Here is a 21662-nt window from a genome sequence, read left to right on the forward strand (position 1 = left end):
TAATTTTAGACAGTATCTGATGAATGTCAAAGATTTCCTGCATCAGAAAAAAGCGTTGCTGACGAACTGCTCTTACATGTTGGTTTGGATGTTTAGACGTCTATTTAATCGGTGCATCCTGCCAGAATTCGATGTAGAATAGCGCCAATTTTTTTGATCAGCCCAGCCTTATGGCGATTCAAGGAGCAAGCATGTTAAAGCGTGAAATGAACATTGCCGATTTCGACCCGGAGTTATGGCAATCCATTACCAACGAAACCCGTCGTCAGGAAGAGCATATCGAACTGATTGCCTCTGAAAACTATGCCAGCCCGCGGGTACTGCAAGCTCAGGGGTCTCAGCTGACCAACAAATACGCCGAAGGGTATCCGCACAAGCGTTATTATGGTGGTTGTGAGTACGTGGACGTGGCTGAAGATTTAGCTATCGCCCGTGCCAAAGAATTATTTGGTGCTGATTACGCCAACGTGCAGCCGCACTCCGGTTCACAGGCCAACTCTGCTGTCTTCTTAGCTTTATTAAGTGCTGGCGATACTATTTTAGGGATGAGTCTGGCGCACGGCGGTCACCTGACCCATGGTGCAACGGTCAGCTCGTCAGGCAAGTTGTACAAAGCGGTGCAATATGGTCTGCACCCTGAAACTGGTGTGATTGATTACGCTCAGGCTGAAGCACTGGCACTGGAACACAAACCAAAACTGATTATCGCTGGCTTCTCTGCTTATTCAGGCATTATCGACTGGCAACGTTTCCGTGACATCGCCGATAAAGTGGGCGCCTACCTGATGGTGGACATGGCGCACGTCGCTGGTTTGGTGGCTGCTGGTCTGTATCCAAACCCGGTGCCTGTGGCGGATGTGGTCACTACAACTACGCACAAAACACTGGCTGGTCCACGTGGCGGTCTGATCCTGGCGCGTAAAAATGAAGAAATTGAGAAGAAACTCAACTCAGCCGTGTTCCCTGGTGGTCAGGGCGGCCCTCTGATGCACGTGATTGCCGCCAAAGCTGTTGCGTTTAAGGAAGCGCTGCAACCTGAGTTTAAAGCCTACCAGCAACAGGTTCTGAAAAACGCAGTCGCCATGTGTGAAGCCATGCAACAACGTGGCTACAAGATTGTGTCTGGTGGCACGCAAAATCACCTGTTCCTGATGGATCTGATCGACAAAGACATCACAGGTAAAGAAGCGGATGCCTGGTTAGGTCAGGCACATATTACGGTGAACAAAAACTCGGTGCCAAACGACCCACGGTCACCTTTTGTGACTTCAGGTTTACGTATTGGCACTCCGGCTATTACCCGTCGTGGTTTCAAAGAAGCTGAAGCGCGTCAGGTGGCAGGTTTTATCTGTGACGTGCTGGATAGCCGTGGTGATGCCGCAGTGATCGACAAGGTTCGCGGCCAGGTGGCAGAGCTGTGTAGCCGCTTCCCGGTCTATGCCTGATCCTGCCCGCAGTGTTAAGATGGCCGCCTAGTGCGGCCTTTTTTTCAGGAGTGTCATAGTGTTTTGTCCATTTTGCCGGGCCGACGACACCAAAGTGATTGATTCCCGCCTGGTGGCTGATGGGTACCAGGTGAAACGTCGCCGGGAGTGTGGTGCCTGCCATGAACGTTTTACCACCTTTGAAGCGGCTGAACTGGTGATGCCGCGTATCATTAAACGTGATGGTTCGCGTGAACCCTACAATGACACCAAACTGCGGCTTGGCCTGATGCGGGCGCTGGAAAAGCGCCCGGTCCCCACAGAGCAGGTCGAGTCGCTGATCAGTAAAGTGGAAAGCCAGTTACGTGCCACGGGCGAGCGCGAAGTACCCAGTGAACTGCTGGGAACCCTGATTATGGATGAGCTGGTCAAACTGGATAAAGTGGCCTACGTACGCTTTGCTTCGGTCTACCGTTCTTTTAAAGACATCCGCGAGTTTGGCGAAGAAATTGCCCGCTTGGGGGATCAGTAATGCAGTGGTCAGCCATAGACCAGCAGTTTATGCAGCAAGCGTTGCAACTGGCACAGCAGGGCCGTTTTACCACAGCACCTAATCCTAATGTCGGGGCTGTGGTGGTTCTCGATGGCAAGGTGGTTGGCCAGGGGTATCACCATCAGGCTGGCCAGCCTCATGCCGAAGTCTATGCCTTGAGGGAAGCCGGAAGCAAAGCTTTGGGCGCCACCTGCTATGTCACCTTAGAGCCCTGCAGTCACTACGGTCGCACCGGACCTTGTGCTTTGGCGCTGGTTGATGCTGGCGTGAGCCGGGTGGTGGTGGCCATGTTGGACCCGAATCCACTGGTGGCAGGCAAAGGCGTTGCTATCCTGCAGCAGGCGGGTATTGAGGTTCATGTCGGCCTGTATCAGCGGGAAGCCCGGGCGCTGAACCCGGGTTTTCTCAGCCGGATGGAGCGGCAGCGTCCCTGGCTGAGGTTAAAACTTGCCTGTAGCCTGGATGGCGCTATTGCGCTGGCCAATGGCGAAAGCCAATGGTTAACCGGACCAGAAGCCCGGGCTGATGTGCAGCTGGAACGGGCGGCATCCCACGCCATCTTATCGACAGCCGCTACCGTACTGCAGGATCAGGCCTGGCTGACAGTTCGCGCTGAAACGGCTGAGATTACTCCTTTGCTTGACGGCACTGTACGGCAACCTGTGCGTATTATTCTCGACCGGCAGTTGAAATTAACAGGGCAAGAGTTGTTATTTCAGTTTGGTGGCCCCATCTGGCTAGTCCATAGCGACCAGATCCATGCACCAGAAGGCAATGCGCTGGTACGTTACCTGGCGGTGCCGGAACTTGATGGCCAACTGGATTTACAGCTCTTGCTCCGCCTGCTGGCCGAACAACAAATCAATGACTTGTGGGTGGAAGCGGGCGCAACTCTGGCGTCCTCTTTATGGCAGCAGCAGCTGGTGGATGAACTCATTGTGTATCAGGCTCCGCTGTTACTGGGGGCGGGTTCCCAGCCACTGCTGCACGTGGCCAGTCTGAGCCGCTTAGCCGATGCGCCACGTTGGCAGTGGCAACAGGCCCAGTGCCTGGGGCCTGATGTGAAACTAAGAGCCTGCTTACAGGAGCCTTAAATGTTTACCGGAATTATTGAAGCCAAAGGCCGGGTCACGGCGCTGCAACACAAAGGCAAAGACCTGAAGCTGACCATTGAATCGGCCAGTCTGGATTTTTCCGACGTGAAATTAGGTGACAGTATTGCCACCAACGGGGTTTGTCTGACAGTGACCGCCTTAGGGCCGCAGAGCTTCAGTGCCGACGTGTCGGGGGAAACGGTCAAGCGGACCTTATTTGGTCAGTATCAAGTAGGGCAGCAGGTGAACCTGGAAAAGGCCTTGCTGGCGACCAGCCGGTTAGGTGGGCATCTGGTCAGTGGTCATGTCGATGGCGTAGGCAAAGTCCTGCGTATCGACACCTATGGCGAAGCCTGGCAGGTCTGGGTCGAGATGGCCCCCGAGCTGGCGCGTTATATTGCCGAAAAAGGTTCCATTACCGTCGACGGCATCAGCCTGACAGTGAACGAGCTGGCTGCCGGCCAGTTCCGTTTGACCATAGTGCCGCATACTGCCAAAGAAACCACCTTAATCACACTGAAGGCCGGTAGCCTGGTGCACCTGGAAGTCGATTTAATCGCCCGTTACCTGGAACGCCTGCTGAGTGCCAACGGCGCTGAGTCAAAAAGCTCAGGCGTGACGCTGAACTTATTACAACAACGGGGTTTTGTCTGATCCCCTCTGAACCTGGACCCGACTATGCAATTAAATACACCAGCTGAAATTATCGAAGATATTCGTCAGGGCAAAATGGTGATCCTGATGGACGATGAAGACCGGGAAAACGAAGGCGATCTGGTGATGGCGGCCGACTATGTGACACCAGATGCTATTAATTTTATGGCGACCCATGGCCGGGGCCTGATTTGCCTGACGCTAACCAAAAAGCGTTGTGAGCAGCTGAAGTTGCCATTGATGGTGGACAAAAACCTGTCGCCTTTCGCCACTGCATTTACCTTGTCGATTGAAGCCGCTGAAGGCGTAACCACTGGTATTTCTGCGGCCGATCGGGCCCGCACTGTCAAAGCGGCAGTAGCGCGGGACGCCAAACCGACGGATATTGTCTACCCAGGTCATATTTTCCCGCTGATGGCGCAGGATGGCGGTGTGCTGGTGCGCGCAGGCCACACCGAGGCCGGTTGTGATTTAGCCCGGCTGGCTGGTTTGGAACCGGCTGCGGTGATAGTCGAAATTCTGAACGAAGACGGCACCATGGCCCGTCGGCCGGACCTGGAAGTCTTTGCCAAAAAACACGGCATTAAAATTGGCACCATTGCCGATTTAATTGAATACCGCAATCTGAACGAAACCACCATAGAGCTGGTCGCCAGCTGCAACCTGCCGACTGAGTTTGGTGATTTCCAGCTGCATACCTTTCGCGACACCATTGATAATCAAATTCATTTTGCCCTGGTCAAAGGGGTGATTGAAGCGGATCAACCCACTCTGGTGCGGGTGCATCTGCACAATACCTTCAGCGATTTACTGCTGTCAGACCGCGGTGCCAACCGCAGTTTTTCGTTGCACTGTGCGATGAAACGTATCGCCGATGAAGGTGGGGTGCTGGTGCTGCTTGGCAAAAACGAAAAAGCGGAAGAGCTGATTGAAACTGTGCGCGCTTTTGAAGCGGAAGATAAAGGCGAACGTGCGGCAGCCACCCCCTGGAAAGGCGCCTCCCGCAATGTCGGCGTCGGCTCACAAATTCTGGCCAGCCTGGGCGTGAAGAAAATGCGCCTGCTCAGCCAGCCCAAAAAATACCATGCCTTATCCGGCTTTGGTCTGGATGTGGTGGATTATATTTGTGAATAAAAAAACGAGCGGTGATTTGATGCTGTTGTGGTATTATTGCCGCCGTTTTTTTCAAACCCAGGTGCAATGAGGATTTTCCATGCAAGTGATTGAAGCTGGCTTAACCGCCAAAGGAAAAAAATTCGCTATTGTGGTCGCCCGTTTTAACAGCTTTATTGTGGAAAGCTTACTGGAAGGCGCTGTCGATACCTTAAAACGGGTCGGTGATATTGCTGAGCAGGACATCACGGTGATCCGCGTACCTGGTGCTTTTGAAATGCCATTGGCGGTACAAAAAGTTGCTGCCAGCAAAAAGTATGACGCGATTATTGCGCTGGGCGCCGTGATCCGTGGCGGAACCCCACACTTTGAGTACGTGGCCGGTGAATGCACCAAAGGCCTGGCTCAGGTGATGATGCAGTACAGCGTGCCTGTGGCATTTGGCGTTCTGACAGTCGAAAGTATTGAACAGGCGATCGAACGTGCCGGCACCAAAATGGGCAACAAAGGCGGTGAAGCCGCGATGTCTGCTTTGGAAATGGTTAACGTGGTAGCGCAGATCCAGGAATAATGCATGAAACCTAATGCACGTCGTCTGGCCAGAAGTCTGGCTGTACAAGGCGTTTACAGCTGGCAGGTCAGTAAAAACCCTGTTGGTGATATCGAACAGCAGTTATTGCTGGAACAAAATACCAAACATCTGGATGTAGGCTACTTTCAGGACCTGCTGCGCGGTGTGGCCGTGCATCATGGTACGCTGGATGAAATTCTGAAGCCGTTTTTAGACCGGCCTTTTGAAGAAATTGATCTGGTGGAAAAAGCAGTACTGCGGGTCTCGGCTTACGAGCTGAAATACCGTCTGGATGTGCCGTACAAAGTGGTGATTAACGAAGCTATTGAGCTGGCTAAAGCCTTTGCTGCTGAAGACAGCCATAAGTTTGTCAACGGCATTCTGGATAAAGCAGTGAAACGCCTGCGGACTGAATAAAATGGAGAGCCGGCGAAAGTCGGCTTTTTTATGGGTGAATTTGAGTTAATTCAGCGTTGTTTTGCACAAGCTGGCCGTCAAAGGGCCGATGTGGCTATAGGTATTGGCGACGATGGTGCCGTGCTGCAGGTGCGCGAAGGCTGTGATTTGGTGGTGACCACCGACAGTATGATTGAAGGGACTCACTTTTTTCCTGATGTCGACCCGAGAGCTTTAGGGCACAAGCTGGTGGCTGTCAACGTCTCAGACCTGGCCGCCATGGGCGCCGAACCCTGCTGGTTATCGTTGGGCCTGACGTTGCCCCGGGTTGATGAAGCCTGGTTAACCGCTTTTGCTGAAGGTTTAAGCGAAACGGCCGATTATTACAATTGCCAGCTGATAGGGGGCGATACCACTAAAGGCCCCTTGTCTTTGACCATGATAGCCAAAGGCCAGGTGCCTAAAGGCAAAGCCTTAACCCGCGCCGGTGCGAAAGTGGGCGACTATGTCTATGTCACCGGCACCTTAGGTGATGCGGCTCTGGGTTTGCAACTGGTGCAGCAGCAGGTCGAGGTCAGTAAAAAACACCGGGCTCATTTACTGCAACGTTTTCATTACCCGACCGCACGGGTGGCGTTAGGGCAGGCGCTACGCACTATTGCCAGCAGCGCGATGGATATCTCTGATGGTCTGGCCGGTGACATTCTGCATATATTGCGGCGCTCCGGCGTTGGCGCGGCCATTGATGTCAGCCGCATTCCGATGTCGCAGGCGCTCAAAGACAGTTGCAGTGCCGAGCAGGCCTTGCAGCTGGCGTTATCCGGTGGTGAGGATTATGAGTTGTTGTTTACCGTGCCGGAGATCCGGCGCAGTTCCCTTGAGGTGTTAGTGTCCCCTTATGGTGTGCCTGTCACTTGTATTGGCCGTATCACAGGTGTGGCCGGCAAGCTGGAACTCAAGCAGGGGGAAGTACCCTTGAACTATCTGCACAAAGGCTTTGAGCATTTCTGATGAGCAAGCCAGCTTTTCAACTGAGAAAATGGACACACTTTCTGGCGCTTGGGTTTGGCTCCGGGCTGGCACCCAAGGCCCCCGGTACCTTTGGCACTCTGGCCGCTATTCCTTTGGTGTGGCTGCAATCTCAGCTCAGCCCTGTGCTGGCCCTTTGTTGGGTGCTGTTGTTGTTTCTGCTTGGTTGTTATGTCTGCGGTAAAACGGCCGACGACATAGGTGAACATGACCATGGTGCCATTGTCTGGGACGAAGTCGCTGGTTTTAGTCTGGCGATGTGGACTCTGCCTTTTGACTGGCCTTATCTGCTGGCGGCTTTTTTATTGTTCCGCTTTTTTGATATTGTCAAACCCTGGCCCATACGTTTGCTCGACCACAAGGTGCCCGGTGGTTTGGGCATTATGCTGGATGACATGCTGGCGGGTGCTATGGCGTTGGGGCTGATTTTGTTACTGGTGCCTTACCTGCCTTTTGGTTAAGATAATTTTTTAACTTAACCCGGTGATCCTTGTGCGTTATTGGCTGGCCCTGTGCTATGCATTTTGCTCCTTCTGGCTGTCTGCCCAGCCATCTTCCATTTATGATTTTGATATAAAACACTGGACCAGTGCAGATGGTCTGTCGTCCAACTCAGTTCGGGCCATCAGCCAGGATCAGCAGGGCTATATTTGGGTTGGCACCTCCTATGGCCTGAACCGTTTTGATGGTCAGCAATTTGTCACCTATAGCTCCAAAACGATCCGCCAATTGCCCAGCAATGCCATCAATCAGCTACTGCTTGATTCCTCGGGGTATTTGTGGATTGGTACCAAAGCTGGCCTGGCGGGAGTGAACCCGGCCAGCTTGAAGTTTGAACGTTTTCCCGTTTTGTCCGAAGTGACCTCTATAGTGCAGGTGACTGAGCAGGAAATTTGGCTGGCTGCAGACAATTTGTTCCGTGTTAAACAAGGCAAAGTCAGCCGGATTGACTTGATCAAAGAGCCTGTGGTGCAACTGAAAAAAGCCGGAGATTATGTCTGGGCAACGACAGCCCACCATTTGCACCGCATTGGTCCTGATAACAAAGTGTTGACCATTTCCTTACCTCACCAGCTGCAGCAACATCCCATTTATGATTTGCTCTGGACAGGCCGCAGCTTGCATCTGGCCAGCGAGTCCGGTTATTTCCATCTGAATGAAAATATGCAACTGGAGGTTTGCCCCGAACCTCATACCGACAGTTCGCCCGTCTATACCTTGTTTCGTGACAGTCGCGGCAACGATTGGGTCTCCAGCTATAACAGCTTGTATTACCGGCAAACCAAAGGGCAGTGGCAACGAATTAATTCGGATGAACTGAGTAGCTCGCCCTGGTTCAGTGATGTTTTTGAAGACAACGAACAAAATATCTGGTTGGCCAGTTTCAGCGAAGGTTTGTTCCGGGCTTCCCCAGGGAATATCCGGCGGGTAACAGGACAAGGCCAGCAGGACGCCATAGTCCGATCGGTGCGGTATTCCGCCACACACCAAGGTTTATTAATTGCGACCCAGAACAGTGTCGGTCTGCTTAACCCAGAGCTGAAATTTCAGCCCTGGCTGAACGAGCAGCAGCTGCAGAACCGCAACGTTTACGACTTCGCCGAGTTTCGGCAGCAAATCTGGTTGGGAACGGATAAAGGGCTACTGAGTTTTTCGCCGGCGACAGCGAGGTTACAGCACCCCTTTGCTGAGCTGGCAGATACGCAGCTGCGGGTGGTTCAAGCCAGTCGTGCTGGCGGCTTGTGGGTTGGTGGGGCCACAGGTTTGTTTCATTACGACGGTCGTCAGCTGAAGGCTGCAGCTTTTAATGCACAACTGGAATCGAACTTTGTTACTGTGATTGAAGACACTGAGCCTGGGCTTTATGTTGGCACCACGGGAGGATTGTATTGGTATGCCCAACAAAAACTCACCAGAGTTGGGGTTGGCACCTCCTTGTATGGTGCTTATATTACCGGGGTCCTGACATTGCCGGATGCCCGCCTGGTGGTGTCGACATTGGACGATGGCTTGTTTGTGCGTTCAAAGGCCGGGTTCTGGCGGCAATTTTCCAGCAGTACAGGCTTACCGCAGGAGCCTGTGGTCAGCTTGTGGTTTGATGCCAAAACCGATCTGTTATGGGCCAGTTCGCTCAAAGGCATCTTCAGGGTGAAAAGTGCAGAGCTTGACGGGCCAGATACGCAGCCGCCACCTTTTGAACAGATCCTGACCCCTTATGACCGGCAGTTGGGGGCAGCGCCAGGTCGTTGTTGCAATGGTTCAGGCCATAGCAAGGTTGCTCTGTGGCAGGATCAGCTTTGGTACCCCAGCCTGAAGGGACTGGTGGCGGTGCCGCTGAATTTAAAATCTTTGTCCGATAAAACGTTGAAACCGCTGTTGCAGTCCGTGCAAGGTCATCAGGTTTATCTGATACAGCCGGATCAGAGCCGGCTGGTACTGGCCTTATCCGATCGGAATATTTCGTTGTATTACAGCGCACTTGAGTTTCGCAAAGCCAATGAGGTGGAGTTCCGCTACCGGCTGAATGGCTTTGATCAACAATGGCAATACGCCGGGCAGCGCCGGGAGGCCATTTACACCAACCTGCCACCCGGCACTTACAGTTTCGAGTTACAGGCCAGGTACAGCGGGCAAAGCTGGTCTGCAGATCAGCAGCAACACTTGGAATTAGTGGTGCCCAGGTTGTTTAACGAAACCCTGGTGTATCAGGGCTTATGGCTTCTGCTGGTCCTGCTGATGCTTTACGGGGTCGCCTGGCTCTGGCGGCGCAAAACCCTGCAGCATCAGCAGGAGCTGAGCAAGCTGGTGCGTCAGCGCACTTCTGAACTGCAAAGCAGTAATGAACGGCTCTATGAGCTGAACGATCAGTTGCAGCAACTGACGCATAAAGATGCGCTGACTGGCTTACGCAACAGGCGTTTTTTATTTGAACAGTTGCCTAAAGATGCCGAACAGTATCAGCAAAACCGTGAAACCCTGCTGCTGCAAGGCAAATGCATGGCCTTATTACATCTGGATTTAGATCACTTTAAACAGATCAATGATATTCATGGCAACAGTGTAGGCGATGCGGTGCTGCAGCAGGTCAGCGCCTTGTTATTACGGGAGAGCAGGGGCGCCGATTATGTCGTGCGTTATGCGGGTGAGCAATTTGTGTTGGTGCTGCGTGACGTTCAGCAAAATGCGGTGGCTGACTACGCCAGGCAGTGGAACCAAAAGCTGGCGTCGCATCTGTTCCAGACACCAGACGGCCAGGCGCTGACGTTAACCTGTTCTATAGGCTATGCCTGTTTTCCGCTGGATTTGTTGGGCGGGCAGCTGATTTCCTGGGAGATTTCGCTGCAACTGGCTGAAATTGCTGGTAAACGCGTGAAATTATCCGGGCGTAACGGCAACGCCTGCCTGAGTTTTGATGCGCAGGTTGATGCGTTTGAGTTTGAAGATGCCGGGCACATCGAACAACTGGTAGAAAAGCTGCTGGCCGACGGCATGGCCTGGTTTGAACTCTACAGCTATCGCCCTTAGACGATAGCCGTAGAGTTATGCGTTAGCGGGCCAGAAAACGCTGAACTGACTGCAACAGCCCCACACTGTCCAGCCCCAGTTCCGCATAAATCTGCTCTTGGGTGCCGTGTTTAATAAACTGATCCGGCAGTGCCAGATTACAGAGCTTCACCGGCAATTGCCGGGCAATACAGAACTCATTGACGGCCGAGCCAGCGCCACCCATCAGCGCATTGTCTTCGATCGTAACAAAATGGCTGTGCTGCTGGCTGAGCACTGTCAGCAGTGTTTCATCCAGAGGCTTTACAAAACGCATATCCACCAGGGTTGCATTCAGTTGTTCGGCCACGCTGATGGCTTGTTGCAACAGAGGACCAAACACCAACAGTGCGGTCTGTTGACCCTGACGGCGCACCAGGCCATTACCTACAGGTAAAGCCTGCATTTGTGCTTCTGGGGTTACACCGGAACCAACCCCTCTGGGGTAACGCACTGCCGCAGGGCCTGGGTGCATATAGCCGGTGTACAGCATCTGGCGGCATTCGTTTTCATCGGAGGGCGTCATCACCAGCATATTCGGAATACAGCGCATAAAGCTGATGTCAAAAGCGCCCTGATGGGTGGGTCCATCGGCACCGACCACACCTGCGCGGTCAATGGCAAACAACACATCCAGATTCTGCAGCGCGACGTCGTGAATGAGCTGATCGTAACCGCGCTGCAGGAAACTGGAGTAAATGGCGACCACGGGCTTTAAACCTTCAATGGCCATACCGGCAGCCAAAGTCACAGCATGCTGTTCCGCAATGGCCACGTCAAAATAACGCTCCGGAAAATCCCGTGAAAACCGCACCAGATCCGAACCTTCACGCATGGCTGGCGTAATGCCCTGTAACTTGGGGTCGGCGGCGGCCATATCGCAAATCCACTGACCAAACACATTGGAGAAACTGGGTTTACCGGCTTTTTTCTCCGGTTGTTTCTGTTCGCTGGGGTCAAATTTACTGACGGCGTGATAGCCGATAGGGTCTTTTTCCGCCGGCAGGTAGCCTTTGCCTTTTTTGGTCACCACATGCAGCAGCTGTGGGCCTTTCATATTGCGCATATTGCGGATGGTGTCGACCAGACTGATCACATCATGGCCGTCGATTGGGCCTATGTAGTTAAACCCCAGCTCTTCAAAAAAGGTGCCTGGGGTGACCATGCCTTTAAAATGTTCTTCGGCGCGACTGGCCAGCTCATGCAGAGGCGGCACGTTACGCAGAATCTTTTTACCGCCTTCGCGCAGGTTAGTGTAAAAGTTACCAGACAAAATACGGGCAAAATAGCGGTTCAGTGCACCGACGTTTTCTGAAATCGACATTTCGTTGTCGTTCAGTATCACCAGCATATCGGGTTTCACTTCACCGGCATGGTTTAAGGCCTCGAACGCCATACCTGCTGTAATGGCGCCATCGCCAATCACAGCCACCACTTTGCGGTGTTTTTGCTCCGCTTTGGCGGCAATGGCCATACCCAAGGCTGCGCTGATCGAGGTGCTGGAATGACCGACACTCAATACATCGTATTCACTTTCTTCGCGCCAGGGGAACGGATGTAAACCATCCTTCTGGCGGATGCTGTGCATTTGATCGCGGCGCCCGGTCAGAATTTTATGAGGGTAGGCCTGATGGCCCACATCCCAGATCAACCGGTCAAAAGGGGTGTTATACACATAATGCAACGCTGTGGTCAGTTCAATGGTTCCCAGGCCAGAGGCAAAGTGGCCGCTGCTTTGACTGACGGTTTTCAGCAAAAAGGCGCGCAGCTCGTCGCAGAGCTGGACCAACTGATCCTGAGGGATCTGACGGAGTTCGGCAGGCCAGTTGGCTTGGGCCAATAAAGGAAAATCGTGAACTTCTGAAGCCATGGAAAATGCCTGTATTAATACTGTCGAGCTATCACATACTGTGCCAAACCGGCCAGTGCTGTGGTGTCATAAGGCAAGGAGTGTAACTCAGCCTGAGCTTGTTCGACCAGCTGAATTGCCTTTTGTTTTGCCTGGTCCAGACCTAACAGGGAAGGGTAAGTCGCCTTATTGGCCTTTTGGTCGGAACCTGCGGTTTTGCCAAGCACTGCGGTATCGCCTTCAATATCCAGAATGTCATCCTGAACCTGAAAGGCCAGACCAATGGCCCGGCTGTACCTCACCAGGGCGGTCAGGTGTTGCTCGTTGTCGACTGGACTTGCCAGATAGGCAAAACGGATAGCGCATTCAATCAGCGCGCCGGTTTTCAGCCGGTGCATTTGCTCCAACGCGTCCAGCGTCATCTTTTTATCCGTATGGGCAAGATCGATGGCCTGACCACCACACATGCCGTTGTAGCCGGATAGCAGCGCCAGTTGTTGCACCATGGCAACAATACGTGGTGCGGATACGTTCTGGTAAGGGTGCAGGCTTAACCACTCAAAAGCCAAGGCTTGCAAGGCATCCCCAGCCAGAATGGCATTGGCTTCGTCGAAGGCTTTATGGCAGGTGGGTTTACCGCGGCGCAAATCGTCGTTGTCCATGGCCGGCAAATCATCATGGATCAGCGAGTAGGTATGCAAGGCTTCAATGGCGCAGGCCGGGCCGTCCAGGTCGGTCAGGCTGGCGCCGAGCATCTGCCCACAGCTGTAGACCAGATAAGGACGTAAACGTTTGCCGCCAAGCAACAGGCTATAGCGCATCGCCTCCAACAAAACCGGGTCTGAGACCGGGCGGGCATCCAACTGCTGGGTCAGCAGTTGTTCCAACCGCTGCTGGTAGTGAGATAAAGCAACCAACATCTGTTATTCCTCAACCGGGTTGAAGGTCTGCAGACTTTCTTCACCCTGTTGGTCCAGCAGGATCTGCACTTTCTGCTGCGCTGCCTGCAGTTGCTGCTGACTTTGCCGTACCAGCGTAATGCCACGTTCAAATTGCGCCAGCGCCTGATCAAGCTGCAGGTCGCCTTGTTCCAGTTGCTGAACTATCTGTTCCAGTTCGGTCAGACCTTGTTCAAACTGGCTGAAATCTGTTTTTTTCTTTGTCATTGTTTTTTGCCCGAAAGTCGGTGTGCAACCCAAGCTGAGCGCGTTATTATGAGCAATCTGTTGCAGCTTGGGAAAGGATAAATCAGTTCTGTGCTGAAATTCTTGTTCAACAATCCTATAGTTTTGCCGATAACTCATTATAAGCTAAGATAAAACCGAAAATTTGCCGGTCGTTTTGGGGGATAAACCGTGGATTTAGCAACCGTCATTGGTTTGATTGCGACTATGGGCATGATGGTCTGGGCTATGTGGCTCAGCTCCAGTGGCAGCATAGGCATGTTTTATGACTTCGTGTCTATTGTTATTGTATTTGGCGGCAGCTTTACCGCGGTCATCATTAAATTCACCTTTTCCCAACTGGCTGATGCAATGAAAGCCATCAGCAAAGCCTTTATGTTTAAAATTGAGTCACCGGAAGAGCTGATTGAAAAAGCGGTGCAACTGGCGGACTCAGCCCGTAAAGGCGGTTTTCTGGCACTGGAAGAGGCGGAGATCCCCAATCCCTTTATGCAAAAGGGCATCAATATGCTGGTCGATGGCCATGACGCGGATGTGGTGCGCGGCACGCTGGAAAAAGATATCGAACTGACATACAGCCGGCATGAGTCGGCCATTGGGGTGTTTAAACAGCTGGGTGACCTCGGCCCCGCTATGGGCATGATAGGCACCCTGATTGGTCTGGTGGCCATGTTGTCCAATATGTCAGACCCCAAAGCCATAGGGCCGGCCATGGCGGTGGCCTTGTTAACAACTTTGTATGGCGCTATCCAGGCCAACTGTATTTTTCTGCCTCTGTCCGAAAAAATGGCGGTGCGTAACGAAGAGGAAAAGACCAACAGCGAACTGATCCTGGATGCCATTATGGGCATTCAGGATGGTCAAAACCCCAAAGTCATCGAAAGCTTGCTGCGCAATTATCTGGCGTCGAAAAAACGTGAAGTGGCACCGGCTGAGTAGGAGCTGACCTGATGGCAAAATGTAAAAAATGTCCACCGCCGGGGTTACCGGCCTATATGGGCACCTTTGCCGACTTAATGTCTCTGCTGATGTGTTTTTTCGTGTTGTTGCTGTCATTTTCTGAAATGGATGTACTGAAATTCAAACAAATTGCCGGCTCCATGCAATACGCCTTTGGTGTGCAGAATAAAATTGAAGTCAAAGATATTCCCAAAGGCACCAGTGTCATTGCGATGGAGTTCAGGCCAGGCCGGCCGGATCCCACCCCTATTGACTCCATTCAGCAGCAAACGGTGGAAATGACCCAACAGATGCTGAATTTCCAGGCTGGGAAAGAAGATTCTGCCGGTGGCCGTCAGGAGCAACGGGAAGACAAAACCGGCGGCCAGTCCACCAGTACGGCGGAGGAACCACTGAATAATCCGGAAGCCGTGGCCGGTGAAATGCAGGAGCAAACCAATGAGCTGCTGAAAAAAATTGCAGAACAGCTGGAAAAACAAATTATGGATGGGGCTATCGAGCTGGAGTCTTTAGGTCAGCAGATTATTATCCGGATCCGGGAAAATGGTTCGTTCCCGTCAGGTTCGTCCTTTCTACAGCCACGCTTTAAGCCGATTATCCAGGAAATAGGTGCCCTGATTAAAGACGTGCCCGGTGAAATTACCGTGTCTGGTCATACCGACGATGATCAGGTGTCCGATGAGCTGCACAGCAACAATTGGGACTTGTCGGCCGCCCGGGCCGTGTCGGTAGCATCGGAAATGATTAAAGCGCCGGGTTTTGATAAAAATCGCCTGGTGGTGGTCGGTCATGCGGACACCCGCCCGCTGGTCCCCAATGACAGCACAGAAAACCGCAAGCGCAACCGCAGGGTTGAAATTGCCATACTGCAAGGCAAAGCGAAGGAATCAGAGCCCATTAGTCTGGAACCCCAACCTCAAAGCAACTGACAGTCAGGGCAGGGCGCGGTATAATCCGCGCCCTTGTTTTTCAGGCCCCTTGTGAGTACAGAGTCAGCTGATGGAATTTTTAATTAAACTGCACCCGGAAATTTCGATTAAGTCGCAGTCGGTACGTAAGCGCCAGACGAAGTTGCTGGAACAAAACTTAAAAACCATTCTGTTGCGTCTGCACCCTGAGACCACAGTTCAGAACAACTACGACCATCTGGTGGTGCGCTGCCCGTCCGACGATGCCAAATTGCAGCAACGTATGGTGGAGCACCTGCAGTGCATTCCAGGCATAGTGCAATTTATGGCCATGCAGTCCAGTGGCTTTGACTCCTTACACGATATCTTTGAAAAAGTATTGCCTGTGTACCGGTCGCGGCTGGAAGGCAAAAGCTTTTGTGTGCGCGTGCGTCGTCAGGGCAACCATGAGTTCAGCTCGCTCGATGCCGAGCGCTATATTGGTGGCGGCCTGAACCAACATATTGCCTCGGCACGGGTGCAGCTGAAAAAGCCGGATGTCACTGTGCTGCTTGAGATCCGCAAAGACAAATTGCTGCTGGTCAGTGAGGCCTATGAGGGCATGGGCGGCTTTCCTATTCCGAGCCAGACGGACGTGTTGTCTTTGATCTCCGGTGGTTTTGATTCGGCTGTGGCCAGCTATCTGATGATCCGCAAAGGCCTGCGCACCCACTACCTGTTTTTTAACCTGGGCGGCCCGGCCCACGAGACCGGCGTCCGGCAAATGGCCTTTTACCTGTGGCAAAAGTTTTCGTTGTCGCACAAAGTGAAGTTTGTCAGTGTCGATTTTGCGCCTGTGGTCAACGAAATTCTGGAGAAAATAGACAATGGCCTGATGGGCGTGGTGCTGAAACGCCAGATGATGCGCGCCGCTGCTGTGGTGGCAGAGCGTTTGGGCATTCAGGCTATTGTCACAGGCGAGAGTATTGGACAGGTGGCCAGCCAGACCATCACCAACCTGAATGTGATAGACCGTGCCACTGAAACTCTGGTGCTGCGGCCTTTATTAGCGCAGGACAAGCAGGAAATTGTCGACCTGTGCCGGAAAATCGGGGCCGAAGATATGGCCAAAACCATGCCGGAGTACTGTGGTGTGATCTCGAAGAGCCCGACTGTCAGTGCCAAGTTAGCGGATGTAGAGAGGGCTGAGCAGGCGCTGGACTTCAGCATGCTGCAGCAGCTGGCGATGGACGCCAAAGTGATGGATATCCGCACTGTGGAGTACCAGGCCAGCCAGCAGGTGCAGACGGTCCTGGATGAACAGCAGATGGCAGCAGACGCCATTATTCTGGATATCCGCGCGCCGGAAGAGGCGGACGAGCAGCCGCTGCACGCCAGCCATCAGGTACAGGAACTGCCATTTTTCCGCCTGGCCAGTCAGTTTTCTGCATTGGATCAAAACAAGCAGTACTTCCTGTATTGCCAGCGTGGGGTGATGAGCCGCCTGCAGGCACTGCTGCTGGCCGAGCAGGGCTATACCAATGTTGGGGTTTACCGCGGCGACGATAAGCTTTGATCGCCAGCCCGCAGTGCCTGATACAGCGCTTGATGAGCAGGCAACGTCAGGCCTGCTTCATCGGCGCGTTGCAGCAGGTAGCCGGTAATGGCATCCAGCTCCAGCGGCCGGCCATGGATTTTATCCTGCTGCATCGATGAATAATTTCCGGCGGTATTGCCAATCACTGAATACACCAGCCTGCTGATATCTGCCTGATCAAAGGCCTGACCATAGTGCTGAGCAACCGCAATAAATTCGCTGAGCAGCTGTGTGATCAGGGCCTGATACTGCGGCTGCGCCAGTTCGCCATTGCGGATTTGATGCACTGCAGTCAGCGGATTGATCACGGAGTTGACCGCCAGCTTGCGCCATAACAGCGGGGTGATATCGTCCACCAGCGTCAGAGGTTCAAAAGCCAGCGCCATGGCGCTCTGTACCCACTGTGTGTGGAGGGCGTCTGTTGCTTTCAGGCACGCCAGATAAGAGGGGCCTGAGCCCGTATGGCGGATCTGTGATGCTGAGGGTTTAAAGGCGGCCTGACTGGTGCTGACAAACCAGAGGCTCTGCGCCGGGCTTAGCAGCGGCAGTACCTGCTCGATAGTGCCCATACCATTGTGGCACAGCACCACTTGGGCATCGGCCGACAATAACGGCAGCAACTGTCTGACTGCAGGCAGCACGGCATAAGCTTTGACCGGAATCAAAACCAGCCGGATTGGGGCTGTGGCAGCGGGGAGTTCAATCTGCCGCAGCCCTTGTTGCTGTTGTTCAAACTGATAACGGAAAGGACCTGGCTGGCGCCGGAACAGCTGAACTTGTTGCTGGTTCAGATGCAACCGGCTGGCAGCCAACAAACCGATAGCGCCCTGGCCGACCACAGTCCATACCGGATTCACAGATGGTGGCCGTGGCGGCGGATACGCCAAATGCGCCAGATATAAAACAGCAGGTAAAATGCGGCCACGCCACACAAATCGGCCACCCAATCCCACAGTTCCGCTTTGCGGCCGCGGGTAAAGCTTTGCTGCAAAAACTCAATGGCAACGCCGTAACTGGCAAGCAACAACACGGCTTGCCAGAGTTTTGGCTTATAGCTCCACTGCAATAAGGCGGACAAAGCAAAAAAAATCGTGAAGTGGAGATGTTTGTCGTATTGGTTCAGATTCAGACCGCTGTTTTTCATCTCTGCCAGAAACCCGTAAGTGACAGCCGCGAAGCCAACCAGGCAGATCAGATGATAAAGATGACGTTTCACACAGAGCTCGTTGCAAAAAGACCTGCTCGGATTGTATCAGTTTTAGCGTTATAATCACCAGCCAAAACAAGGAGAAGCCTTATGCCGTCTTTTGATATCGTGTCCAAAGTGGAACAACAGGAAATTTTAAATGCGGTGGAAAACTCCAACCGCGAATTGGCCACCCGTTTTGACTTTCGTGGCATTCAGGCCAGCTTTGAGCTGAAAGACAAACAAGTCAGCATGACAGCGGAATCGGAGTATCAGTTACAGCAGATGTTCGAAATTTTTCTCGCCAAAGCGGTGAAACGCAATCTGGATGTGCGTTCATTTAGCGAAGAGAAAGTGGTGCATTCAGGGAAAACCTACAGCCAGTTGATCAGTGTCAAACAGGGTATTGAAACTGAAATGGCGAAAAAAATTGTGAAACTGCTCAAAGACAGCAAAATTAAAGTGCAGGCGGCGATTCAGGGCGATGAAGTGCGGGTCAGCGGTAAAAAGCGGGATGATCTGCAGGAAGCCATTGCCCATATTCGTGCCAGCGATTTAGGCCAGCCCTTCCAGTACCAGAATTTCCGCGACTGACCGGGCATTGCAATCTATTGTTGTTTGGACGTCTGGATTTCCAATTGACTTTTTAACCGGGGCCGCTACACTGTGGCCGCGTTTTTTTCAGGTGCGCTGCCACTCGTCTGTGGTGGCGTGAAACGGGAATCTGGTGCAAACCCAGAGCTGCCCCCGCAACGGTACACCCCAGAACCGGTTCACACCGGTTGATTGCAAAGTCCACTGTTAGCGTCATGCCAATGGGAAGGACCTGTGATTGCTGCAATGCCTGAGGTCAGCCCGGAGACCGGCCTGAAAGACCTATCAACCTAACTCAGGCGCGGTGGGCGTCCTGCAGGAGTCTTTTCATGGTGCGTTATTCTGCGTTGGCCACTGCTGTGGCTTTGTCGTCTTTTGCTGTGGTGGCGGATCCAGGCCCACAGCCTGTTGAACATCTGACTGTGTATGCCAACCGTATGGCCAGCCCTGTGTCTGCACAGCTTTCTTCTGTCGTGGTGCTGGATCGCCAGGCCATCGAACAGGCGCAGATGGCCGATTTGCCGGCTTTACTGGCGCAAATCGCCGGGGTGCAAATCAGCCGGAATGGGACAAAAGGCCACGCCAGCTCTGTCTATATCCGCGGTGGGGCTGCCGGTCATACCCTGGTGTTGATTGACGGCGTCCGTATCGGAGCGGCCACTTTGGGTTATGCGTCGCTGGCAGAACTGCCGTTGCAGCAGATTGAACAGATTGAAGTGATTAAAGGGCCAAAAGCGGCTTTGTACGGCTCTGATGCAGTCTCAGGCGTCATTGCCATTACTACCCGCAAAGCGGAACAACCCCAACTGACGGTCAAAGCCGGCCGCTATGGCAACAGGGAAGCGGACTTCGCCACTGCTGTACGCAGTGGCGATCTGACTTTAAGTGCAAACCTGGGGGTGGCCCGAGCCGATGGTTTTGATGTGCGTCCGGGGACACAGCCAGATGAAGATGGCTATGTGCAGCGTTTTGGTAAAGTCGCTGCCGCCTACCAAAGCAGCTTAGGTGACTGGAGTCTGGACCATCAGCGCTTGCAACAAGATGTGCACTACGATGCCGACCCGACCTGGGGAGGCACCGATCAGGCCGACACTCAGACCGACCTGACCACCTTGGGCTGGCAGTATGGCTCTGAACCTAGTCAGCAGACGCTGAAGCTGGCCCGACAGAAAAATGCCGACCTGAACTTTGGCAATAACAGCCCGGACAGTCTGTTTCAAACCCGTCGTGATGAACTGGATTATCAATACAGCCACAAGCTGAATGCTGCTTTGACTGCACTGGCCGGGGTGAACTGGTACCAGGAAGAGGTGTATGGCACCGACTATGAGGTTGACTCCCGCATTAATAAAGCCCTGTTTGCCGGTGTAAGTTATCAGCAGTATGGCTGGTTGCTTGACAGCACTGTGCGGCATGACAAACAAAGCCAGTATGGCCATCAGAATACCTACCAGCTGTCTGCCGGTTATCAGCTCACCGCGGACTGGCAATTGCGATTCAACCGCGCCACTGCCTTTAAAGCGCCGTCTTTTAATGACCTGTATTACCCCTACAGCGGCAATGCCTTGTTGCAGCCTGAGCATGCCTTATCCCATGAATTGGGGCTGCGCTACAGTGGCAAAACCTGGCAGCTGGACAGCAGCCTGTATCAGCAGGACGTCGATAATCTGGTGCAATGGGCGCCGGATGACAGCGGCAACTGGCTGCCCGCTAATGTAGGTAAAGCCAAAATCCAGGGCGCGGAGTTGAGCCTGGCGCAGCAATGGCAGGCGTTCAGTCAGCAGCTGAATTACAGCTACACCGATGCCAAAGACACTATCAATGATGAGCGGCTGATCAAAAAATCCCGCCACAGCATGTTTTGGCAAGGCAGCTATCAGTGGCAGCAGTGGCGCGCCTTTATCAACAGTCAGTACCAAAGCGATTTTTTCACCGGAGATTATTCAACTCCTGTACAAGGCGGTTTTACGTTGTGGGGGGCAGGACTGCGCTGGGCGCCTGGCCACCACTGGGAGATGGCACTGAAACTGGATAACCTGACCAACAAGGATTACCAGTATGTACCAGGCTATGCGGCACCGGGCTCGGAGTGGTCGTTACAGGTGATCAGCCGTTTCTGAGCTGGCTGTTGGGGTCAGGCATGATAGGTTCCGGCCCCTGACCCCTATAGCGTCTTCTTTGTTTGCCTTCGTCTGGATCTGCCCCCTGAAGGTCAGAGGTGGGTGGCGGCTTTCATGCTGCGCACGAAATGTTGCAGTTCGGCCAGCAGTTGCTCTGGCTGAGCCTGCAGTTTTTCGATGCGCTGCACTATCGCGGAGCCCGAAATAGCCCCAGCGGCGCCAGCGGCGATGGCGGCCTTGACATGCTCTGGTGTGGAGATGCCAAAACCCAATAAGGCCGGGGCGGCGTGGTAGTTTTTCAGGGTGTCGACCAGGGTGCTGGCGGGCATGGTGGCCTGAGTTTCGGTGCCTGTCACCCCTGCGCGAGACAGCAGGTAAGTGTAACCGCGGCCATAAGAGGCCAGTTCCCGCAAGCCTTCATCGTCAATATTCGGCGGCGCGATAAAAATTGGTGCCACTTCATATCTCATTGCGGCCTGACGGAAAGGTTTGCTCTCCAGCATAGGCACGTCGGCTATCAGCACTGAATCGACCCCTGCGGCTTTGGCGCTGGCGTAAAAGGTGTCTATGCCTTTGGCCATCACCAGGTTGCTGTACAGCAGCAGGCCTATGGGCAACTGCGGGTAGTCGGCGCGAAGACGGCTGATCAGGGCAAAACACTGATCGGGCGTGACACCGGCTGCCAGAGCCCGGATATTGGCGCCCTGAATAGTAGGGCCGTCGGCAATGGGGTCTGAGAAGGGAATACCCAGCTCCAAAGCGTCGGCGCCGGCTTCTATCATGGCGCGGATGATCTGTTCCGACAGCGCAAGGTTCGGGTCACCAATGGTGACGAAAGGCACAAAAGCCCCTTGCTTGTGGGTGGCTAAGCGGCTGAATAACTCTGTATATCGTTGCATCACAAATTC

21 protein-coding genes and 1 riboswitch are annotated in these 21662 nt (G+C 53.4%); of the genes, 15 read left to right on the plus strand and 6 right to left on the minus strand.

Annotated elements, in window-relative coordinates; all coding sequences use genetic code 11:
- The first annotated feature begins 191 nt into the window (after positions 1–191).
- The 10 genes from glyA (at position 192) to WKJ04_RS10765 (ending at position 10359) form a co-directional block, all read left to right on the plus strand.
- Entirely contained in the window at positions 192–1445 is a 1254-nt protein-coding gene (gene glyA / locus WKJ04_RS10720; protein ID WP_337880420.1) for a serine hydroxymethyltransferase, read from the plus strand.
- A 58-nt stretch (positions 1446–1503) separates the two neighbouring features.
- The gene (nrdR, locus tag WKJ04_RS10725; RefSeq protein ID WP_337840400.1) at positions 1504–1956 is read left to right on the plus strand and encodes a transcriptional regulator NrdR; all 453 of its coding nucleotides are present in this window, start codon (positions 1504–1506) and stop codon (positions 1954–1956) included.
- The gene (gene ribD, locus WKJ04_RS10730; RefSeq protein WP_337880421.1) at positions 1956–3071 is read left to right on the plus strand and encodes a bifunctional diaminohydroxyphosphoribosylaminopyrimidine deaminase/5-amino-6-(5-phosphoribosylamino)uracil reductase RibD; all 1116 of its coding nucleotides are present in this window, start codon (positions 1956–1958) and stop codon (positions 3069–3071) included. Before nrdR ends, ribD begins: the two co-directional genes overlap by 1 nt.
- A complete protein-coding gene (locus WKJ04_RS10735; protein WP_337880422.1) occupies positions 3072–3725 on the plus strand; it encodes a riboflavin synthase in 654 nt (217 codons plus the stop codon).
- A gap of 24 nt (positions 3726–3749) precedes the next feature.
- Positions 3750–4859 carry a bifunctional 3,4-dihydroxy-2-butanone-4-phosphate synthase/GTP cyclohydrolase II gene (gene ribBA, locus WKJ04_RS10740; protein ID WP_337880423.1) on the plus strand — a complete coding sequence of 370 codons (1110 nt, stop codon included), beginning with the start codon at positions 3750–3752 and terminating at the stop codon, positions 4857–4859.
- 79 nt (positions 4860–4938) lie between these two features.
- Positions 4939–5409, plus strand: coding sequence for a 6,7-dimethyl-8-ribityllumazine synthase (ribE, locus tag WKJ04_RS10745; RefSeq protein ID WP_337840396.1), 471 nt, complete (start codon positions 4939–4941; stop codon positions 5407–5409).
- 3 nt (positions 5410–5412) lie between these two features.
- The gene (gene nusB, locus WKJ04_RS10750) at positions 5413–5826 is read left to right on the plus strand and encodes a transcription antitermination factor NusB (protein ID WP_337840395.1); all 414 of its coding nucleotides are present in this window, start codon (positions 5413–5415) and stop codon (positions 5824–5826) included.
- A 30-nt stretch (positions 5827–5856) separates the two neighbouring features.
- Entirely contained in the window at positions 5857–6816 is a 960-nt protein-coding gene (gene thiL / locus WKJ04_RS10755; RefSeq protein WP_337880424.1) for a thiamine-phosphate kinase, read from the plus strand.
- Positions 6816–7295, plus strand: a complete 480-nt coding sequence (locus tag WKJ04_RS10760; protein ID WP_337840393.1) for a phosphatidylglycerophosphatase A — start codon at positions 6816–6818, stop codon at positions 7293–7295. The genes thiL and WKJ04_RS10760 overlap by 1 nt, the downstream gene beginning before the upstream one ends.
- Before the next feature lie 31 nt (positions 7296–7326).
- The gene (locus WKJ04_RS10765) at positions 7327–10359 is read left to right on the plus strand and encodes a diguanylate cyclase (protein WP_337880425.1); all 3033 of its coding nucleotides are present in this window, start codon (positions 7327–7329) and stop codon (positions 10357–10359) included.
- Positions 10360–10381: 22 nt separating this feature from the next.
- Here the strand turns inward: WKJ04_RS10765 and dxs are convergent, their stop codons facing one another.
- From dxs to WKJ04_RS10780, 3 genes are read right to left on the minus strand one after another with little or no spacing between them, the layout of a single operon-like run.
- Complete coding sequence (dxs, locus tag WKJ04_RS10770) at positions 10382–12247, minus strand: 1-deoxy-D-xylulose-5-phosphate synthase (protein ID WP_337880426.1); 1866 nt, start codon at positions 12245–12247, stop codon at positions 10382–10384.
- 14 nt (positions 12248–12261) lie between these two features.
- A complete protein-coding gene (gene ispA / locus WKJ04_RS10775; protein WP_337880427.1) occupies positions 12262–13146 on the minus strand; it encodes a (2E,6E)-farnesyl diphosphate synthase in 885 nt (294 codons plus the stop codon).
- Between the two features lie 3 nt (positions 13147–13149).
- Positions 13150–13392, minus strand: coding sequence for an exodeoxyribonuclease VII small subunit (locus WKJ04_RS10780; protein WP_337840389.1), 243 nt, complete (start codon positions 13390–13392; stop codon positions 13150–13152).
- A 189-nt stretch (positions 13393–13581) separates the two neighbouring features.
- Between WKJ04_RS10780 and pomA the strand changes: the two genes are divergently transcribed.
- From pomA to thiI, 3 genes are all read left to right on the plus strand, one after another.
- Positions 13582–14349, plus strand: a complete 768-nt coding sequence (pomA, locus tag WKJ04_RS10785) for a flagellar motor protein PomA (RefSeq protein ID WP_337840388.1) — start codon at positions 13582–13584, stop codon at positions 14347–14349.
- Between the two features lie 11 nt (positions 14350–14360).
- Entirely contained in the window at positions 14361–15299 is a 939-nt protein-coding gene (locus tag WKJ04_RS10790; RefSeq protein ID WP_337880428.1) for a flagellar motor protein MotB, read from the plus strand.
- A gap of 70 nt (positions 15300–15369) precedes the next feature.
- On the plus strand, positions 15370–16833 hold the full coding sequence (thiI, locus tag WKJ04_RS10795; protein ID WP_337880429.1) for a tRNA uracil 4-sulfurtransferase ThiI: 1464 nt from the start codon (positions 15370–15372) through the stop codon (positions 16831–16833).
- Here thiI and WKJ04_RS10800 read toward each other — a convergent pair.
- Positions 16809–17711 carry a 2-dehydropantoate 2-reductase gene (locus WKJ04_RS10800; RefSeq protein ID WP_337880430.1) on the minus strand — a complete coding sequence of 301 codons (903 nt, stop codon included), beginning with the start codon at positions 17709–17711 and terminating at the stop codon, positions 16809–16811. The genes thiI and WKJ04_RS10800 overlap by 25 nt on opposite strands.
- A complete protein-coding gene (locus tag WKJ04_RS10805) occupies positions 17708–18070 on the minus strand; it encodes a VanZ family protein (protein ID WP_337880431.1) in 363 nt (120 codons plus the stop codon). Before WKJ04_RS10805 ends, WKJ04_RS10800 begins: the two co-directional genes overlap by 4 nt.
- 81 nt (positions 18071–18151) lie before the next feature.
- Here WKJ04_RS10805 and WKJ04_RS10810 point away from each other — a divergent pair, with 81 nt between their 5' ends.
- Positions 18152–18634: a YajQ family cyclic di-GMP-binding protein gene (locus tag WKJ04_RS10810; RefSeq protein WP_337840383.1), complete on the plus strand. Its 483-nt coding sequence runs from the start codon at positions 18152–18154 to the stop codon at positions 18632–18634.
- 72 nt (positions 18635–18706) lie between these two features.
- A riboswitch (cobalamin riboswitch) is annotated at positions 18707–18926 on the plus strand.
- Positions 18927–18963: 37 nt separating this feature from the next.
- Complete coding sequence (locus WKJ04_RS10815) at positions 18964–20754, plus strand: TonB-dependent receptor (RefSeq protein ID WP_337880432.1); 1791 nt, start codon at positions 18964–18966, stop codon at positions 20752–20754.
- Positions 20755–20846: 92 nt separating this feature from the next.
- Here the strand turns inward: WKJ04_RS10815 and trpA are convergent, their stop codons facing one another.
- Entirely contained in the window at positions 20847–21653 is an 807-nt protein-coding gene (trpA, locus tag WKJ04_RS10820; RefSeq protein ID WP_337880433.1) for a tryptophan synthase subunit alpha, read from the minus strand.
- Positions 21654–21662: the final 9 nt, after the last annotated feature.

The sequence above is a fragment of the Rheinheimera sp. genome, from assembly GCF_037442345.1.
Taxonomy (GTDB): domain Bacteria; phylum Pseudomonadota; class Gammaproteobacteria; order Enterobacterales; family Alteromonadaceae; genus Pararheinheimera.

Excerpts from the sequence above, each read along its gene's own strand:
- glyA (WP_337880420.1), top strand. The coding sequence starts at position 192 with ATGTTAAAGCGTGAAATGAACATTGCCGATTTCGACCCGGAGTTATGG.
- ribD (WP_337880421.1), top strand. The coding sequence starts at position 1,956 with ATGCAGTGGTCAGCCATAGACCAGCAGTTTATGCAGCAAGCGTTGCAA.
- WKJ04_RS10735 (WP_337880422.1), top strand. The coding sequence starts at position 3,072 with ATGTTTACCGGAATTATTGAAGCCAAAGGCCGGGTCACGGCGCTGCAA.
- ribBA (WP_337880423.1), top strand. The coding sequence starts at position 3,750 with ATGCAATTAAATACACCAGCTGAAATTATCGAAGATATTCGTCAGGGC.
- ribE (WP_337840396.1), top strand. The coding sequence starts at position 4,939 with ATGCAAGTGATTGAAGCTGGCTTAACCGCCAAAGGAAAAAAATTCGCT.
- nusB (WP_337840395.1), top strand. The coding sequence starts at position 5,413 with ATGAAACCTAATGCACGTCGTCTGGCCAGAAGTCTGGCTGTACAAGGC.
- thiL (WP_337880424.1), top strand. The coding sequence starts at position 5,857 with ATGGGTGAATTTGAGTTAATTCAGCGTTGTTTTGCACAAGCTGGCCGT.
- WKJ04_RS10760 (WP_337840393.1), top strand. The coding sequence starts at position 6,816 with ATGAGCAAGCCAGCTTTTCAACTGAGAAAATGGACACACTTTCTGGCG.
- dxs (WP_337880426.1), bottom strand. The coding sequence starts at position 12,247 with ATGGCTTCAGAAGTTCACGATTTTCCTTTATTGGCCCAAGCCAACTGG.
- ispA (WP_337880427.1), bottom strand. The coding sequence starts at position 13,146 with ATGTTGGTTGCTTTATCTCACTACCAGCAGCGGTTGGAACAACTGCTG.
- WKJ04_RS10780 (WP_337840389.1), bottom strand. The coding sequence starts at position 13,392 with ATGACAAAGAAAAAAACAGATTTCAGCCAGTTTGAACAAGGTCTGACC.
- WKJ04_RS10790 (WP_337880428.1), top strand. The coding sequence starts at position 14,361 with ATGGCAAAATGTAAAAAATGTCCACCGCCGGGGTTACCGGCCTATATG.
- thiI (WP_337880429.1), top strand. The coding sequence starts at position 15,370 with ATGGAATTTTTAATTAAACTGCACCCGGAAATTTCGATTAAGTCGCAG.
- WKJ04_RS10810 (WP_337840383.1), top strand. The coding sequence starts at position 18,152 with ATGCCGTCTTTTGATATCGTGTCCAAAGTGGAACAACAGGAAATTTTA.
- WKJ04_RS10815 (WP_337880432.1), top strand. The coding sequence starts at position 18,964 with ATGGTGCGTTATTCTGCGTTGGCCACTGCTGTGGCTTTGTCGTCTTTT.
- trpA (WP_337880433.1), bottom strand. The coding sequence starts at position 21,653 with ATGCAACGATATACAGAGTTATTCAGCCGCTTAGCCACCCACAAGCAA.